5 protein-coding genes are annotated in these 4,515 nt (G+C 66.5%); 4 read left to right on the top strand and 1 reads right to left on the bottom strand.

Annotated elements, in window-relative coordinates:
• Positions 1-75: 75 nt before the first annotated feature.
• Positions 76-345 carry a GlsB/YeaQ/YmgE family stress response membrane protein gene (locus Y705_RS0114180; protein ID WP_444826190.1) on the bottom strand — a complete coding sequence of 90 codons (270 nt, stop codon included), beginning with the start codon at positions 343-345 and terminating at the stop codon, positions 76-78.
• 630 nt (positions 346-975) lie between these two features.
• On the opposite strand from Y705_RS0114180, the gene Y705_RS23685 reads away from it, so the two are divergent.
• The 4 genes from Y705_RS23685 to Y705_RS20195 all read left to right on the top strand — a co-directional run.
• Positions 976-1,632 carry a DeoR/GlpR family DNA-binding transcription regulator gene (locus Y705_RS23685; RefSeq protein WP_444826192.1) on the top strand — a complete coding sequence of 219 codons (657 nt, stop codon included), beginning with the start codon at positions 976-978 and terminating at the stop codon, positions 1,630-1,632.
• The gene (locus tag Y705_RS23490) at positions 1,527-1,817 is read left to right on the top strand and encodes a DeoR/GlpR family DNA-binding transcription regulator (RefSeq protein ID WP_444826191.1); all 291 of its coding nucleotides are present in this window, start codon (positions 1,527-1,529) and stop codon (positions 1,815-1,817) included. The genes Y705_RS23685 and Y705_RS23490 overlap by 106 nt, the downstream gene beginning before the upstream one ends.
• Positions 1,814-2,836, top strand: a complete 1,023-nt coding sequence (locus Y705_RS0114170; RefSeq protein ID WP_026533335.1) for a 1-phosphofructokinase family hexose kinase — start codon at positions 1,814-1,816, stop codon at positions 2,834-2,836. Before Y705_RS23490 ends, Y705_RS0114170 begins: the two co-directional genes overlap by 4 nt.
• Positions 2,836-4,515 (top strand): PTS fructose transporter subunit IIABC (locus Y705_RS20195; protein WP_049822806.1); only part of this gene is annotated, 1,680 nt, incomplete at its 3' end. The genes Y705_RS0114170 and Y705_RS20195, both read left to right, overlap by 1 nt.

The following is a 4,515-nucleotide window of genomic DNA, read 5'->3' as shown; positions in this document are numbered from 1 at the left end:
TATCCGGCGGCGCCTTTCCTGTCCCCCACGCTGTTCCCCCAAAGGTTCAGGTGGGATCCGTTGCAACAGTGTCGCTTAGACGCGCGAACCCCGCTTGGTGACGGCACCGTAGATGACGAGGACGATGAGTGCGCCGAGGACGGCGAACAGGATCGACGGGAGCGAGAACGTCGACGAGGTATCGACGCTGAAGACCGCGTTGGCGATGAATCCGCCCAGCAGTGCGCCGACGACGCCGAGGATCATGGTGATCAGCCATCCGCCGCCCTGCTTGCCGGGCAGGATCAGCTTGGCGATGGCGCCGGCGATAAGGCCGAGAATGAGAAATGCGAGGAAGTGCAACATGAGGTGCTCCTTGAGTGATATGTGTCGACCCCTGGGGGCCGACGGTTGCGGATAAGACCGATGCACCGGAGTGCAACTTTTTTCTACCCTACTTCATCAGCATGCTTAGGGTTCAATCCTAGCACTCACCCTTTGCCGGCAATCAAGGCATTGATCGCCCCATGCGCCGGTCGCTGGGCAATCCCTGAAAGTGTCCAATTGCCCAGCACTGGGGCGGCTCATCGAAATCAGGAGCACACGGAACCCTCCCCCGGCCGCGCGGCCTGCGCCCAAACCCGCCGACCGGCGGACTTTTGAATATCGCCGTTCTTCGATCGCATTGCAGCCTAATCGATCAACATTCCATCGAGATTGTATCGAGATTGCACGGGGTAAAAGTAATGGAAATCAGTCATGAATATTATCGATGACACTCCGTGCAATTCCCTTTTTCCTTCCCGGTTCGACGCCGCCCAACCGCCGGCCTCCGCCGTTGGCGAGCCGCTCGGGCCATACCGGCCGCGCAGATCGCCGATCGGGCCCTGCATCTGTGTTTAAGTTTGAATCTTTCCTAAAAAGTCTTGACGGTGACAGACAAGCGGGGCTAGTCTCACATAACCAAAGATCCACCTGCCAGCACAGGAGCTCCGAATGTTCGCCGAGGAACGTTACCGACAGATCAGCAACCTCGTCTCTGCTGACGGCAGGGTCACCGTCGCGGGGCTGTCCTCACGCTTCGCCATCACCAAGGAAACAGTGCGGCGTGACCTCGCCCTGCTCGAACGGGACGGGGTGCTTCGCCGCGTCCATGGCGGCGCGATCGCCGAGAACTTCGCCACGACGAATGAACCGAGCCTGACCAGCCGGGAAGCCGCGCAGACGTCTCAGAAGCGGCGCATCGCCCAGGCCGCCCTTGAGATGGTTCCGGCGACGGGCGCCATCGTGCTCGACGCCGGCACCACCACCGGAGCCCTCGTGGAGCTTCTCCCCGGGGACCGGCCGGGCCTGACCGTCATCACCCATGCCGTTCCGATCGCGAACTCCGCGGTCGGCTCGGGCCTGCAGGTGGAACTGGTGGGCGGGCGCGTGCGGGCACCCACCAGCGCCGCCGTCGGAAGCGGCANGTCGGCTCGGGCCTGCAGGTGGAACTGGTGGGCGGGCGCGTGCGGGCACCCACCAGCGCCGCCGTCGGAAGCGGCACCGTGGTCCGCTTCGGCAGGTTGCGCGCCGATGTCGCGTTCGTGGGAGCCAACGGCGTCTCGGCAGGATTCGGTCTCAGCACGCCCGACGCCGACGAAGCGGCAGTGAAGGCCGCGATCGTCCGTTCCGCCCGCAGGGTGGTCCTGCTGGTCGACAGTTCGAAGTTCGACGAAGAAACCCTTGTCAGTTTCGCTTCCCTGGAGGACATCGATGCGCTCATCACCGACTCGGCGCCGACCGGCGCCCTTGCCGCAGCTTTCGCCGATGCCGACGTCGAGGTGGTGATCGCATGATTCTCACGCTGACCGCCAATCCGAGCATCGACCGCACTGTGGAACTCACCCTGCCCCTTGCCCGGGGTGCCGTGCAGCGCGCCTCCGGGGCAGCGCAGGAAGCCGGCGGAAAGGGAGTCAACGTCAGCCGGGCACTCACCGCGTCATCGGTGCCTTCCCTGGCGCTCCTTCCGGGCGACGACGGCGACCCCGTTCTCGCCGGGCTGCGGGAGGCAGGAGTTCCCTACCGGAACCTGGGTATCGGCACGCCGCTTCGCACCAATACCGCCCTCACCGAACCCGACGGCACCACCACGAAGATCAACGAGCCCGGGCCAGTGCTGGAGGCGGACCAGGTGGAAGCCCTCCTCGCACTGGTGGTCCGGGAATCCGAAGGCGCGCAGTGGCTGGTCCTCGCTGGATCCCTGCCGCCCGGTGTTCCGCCCGACTTCTACACCACGGTCATCGCAGCAGTGCGGAAGAGGTACGGCGCCGCGGCACCGTTGATGGCCGTCGATTCCTCGGGAGTGCCCCTCGCGGAAGCCGCCGGAGGACCGAATCCACCGGATCTCCTCAAACCGAACGCCGAAGAGCTCGCCGAACTGACGGGGATCGGCGAGGGGAGCGGACTCGAGGAAGACTTCGAGCTGGCAGCCCGTGCCTGCGGTGTCCTCATCAGTGAGGGAACGGGCGCGGTCCTGGCTACCCTTGGATCGCGCGGCGCCCTGCTCGTCACTCCGCGGGGAGCCTGGCATGCCCAGCATCCACCCGTGGTCGCACGCTCAACGGTGGGTGCCGGCGATTCAGCGCTTGCAGGGTACCTGCTGGCCCAGGTTGCTGGTGAGCTGCCCGAGAACTGCCTGCGCCAGGCAGTGGCCCACGGCTCAGCGGCAGCATCCCTGCCGGGTTCCGCAGTGCCCTCACTGATCCAGACCACGCCGGCCGCAGTATCGGTCACGAAACTATCGACCATCCTGCCGGTGATTGATTCCAGCGCAGACGCGCCCCACGCAGCACCCCTTGCACAGGAGGAAGTCTAATGTCCGATCTCATCACTCCGGAGCTTGTCACTCTGGACCGGAACCTCGGAACAGAACGGGCCACGGTGATCCGTTACCTGGCTGAACAGGTTGCCGGGCAGGGCCGCTCCAGCGAAGTGGACGGACTCTACGCGGATGCCCTGGCCCGGGAGAAAAAGACCGCGACGGGGGTTCCCGGCGGCATCGCCATTCCCCATTGCCGGTCCCGGGCCGTGCTCGTGCCGACACTCGCCATGGCGCGCCTTTCGCCAAGCGTCGACTTCGGCGCCAAGGACGGCCCCGCCGACCTGGTGTTCTTCATCGCAGCGCCCGACGGCGCCGACCAGGAACACCTGAAGCTGCTCTCGAAGCTCGCGCGCTCGCTCATCCGGAAGGACTTCACCGCCTCCCTTCGGGCCGCCGAGACCAACGAGGACATCGTGCGGCTCGTCGAGGGAGCGCTGGGCATCGGCGCCGAAACGGCTCCGCAGGCCGCAGCAACTTCTCCGAACAGCGCTCCAACCGGAGCGGCCGTCGCCGGCGCCCATGCGGCTGGACAGGCCGCGCCGGGTGCACCTGGTGGGCCGGGAGAAGAAGGCGACACCAGGGGCGAGGTTCGCCGCCTCGTCGCGGTGACCGCGTGTCCCACAGGCATCGCCCATACCTACATGGCCGCGGACTCCCTCGTAGCCGCCGCAAAAGAACGCGGCATCGATCTCCAGGTCGAGACCCAGGGCTCCTCGGGCGCAACCCCGCTGGACCCCTCGGTCATCGCCGCGGCTGATGCGGTGATTTTCGCCGTCGACGTCGACGTCCGCGACAAGGCACGCTTCGCCGGCCTTCCCGTCATCAGTTCACCCGTCAAGCGCGGGATCGATGAACCCGGCGTGATGGTCGAGGAAGCAGTGGCGGCAGCAAAGAACCCGAATGCCCGGCGTGTTGCAGGAACGGCAGGCGGTGAGCAGACCGACGACGACGGCAGCAAGGACAGCATCGGCAGCACGCTCAAGCGCGCCCTCCTCACCGGTGTCAGCTATATGATCCCCTTCGTTGCCGGCGGCGGGCTCCTGATCGCCCTCGGCTTCCTGCTGGGCGGCTACCTCATCACCGAGACGGCTGACGCCGTCGTCCTGGAGAACAGCCTGCTGAACCTGCCCGACGGCGGGCTCGGCCAGTACCTCGGTGCCGTGGCGTTCAAGATCGGATCGCTCTCGCTCGCCTTCCTGGTGCCGGCGCTCGCAGGCTACATCGCCTACGCCCTCGCCGACCGCCCGGGCATCGCCCCCGGCTTCGTGGCCGGTGCGGTGGCGGGCTTCATGGGCGCCGGCTTCCTCGGCGGTATCGTCGGCGGCCTGCTCGCAGGGTACGTGGCCCTGATGATCGGCCGCATTGCCGTTCCCCGCTGGCTGCGCAGCCTCATGCCCGTGGTCATCATTCCGCTCGTTGCATCAATCGTCGCCTCGGGCCTCATGTTCCTCGTGCTCGGCGGACCGATTGCCGCCCTGACCCTCGGTCTGAACGACTGGCTGTCAGGCCTCACCGGAACCGCGGCCCTCGGTCTCGGCGTGATCCTCGGCCTCATGATGGCCATCGACCTCGGGGGCCCCGTGAACAAGGTGGCCTACTCCTTCGCGGTCGCCGGCCTCGGTGCGGGCGCCATCGACAACCAGGCCCCCTGGCAGATCATGGCGGCCGTCATG

The organism is Arthrobacter sp. H41 (assembly GCF_000520535.1).
GTDB lineage: Bacteria > Actinomycetota > Actinomycetes > Actinomycetales > Micrococcaceae > Arthrobacter_D.
This window is presented reverse-complemented; position numbering and strand designations above follow the sequence as displayed.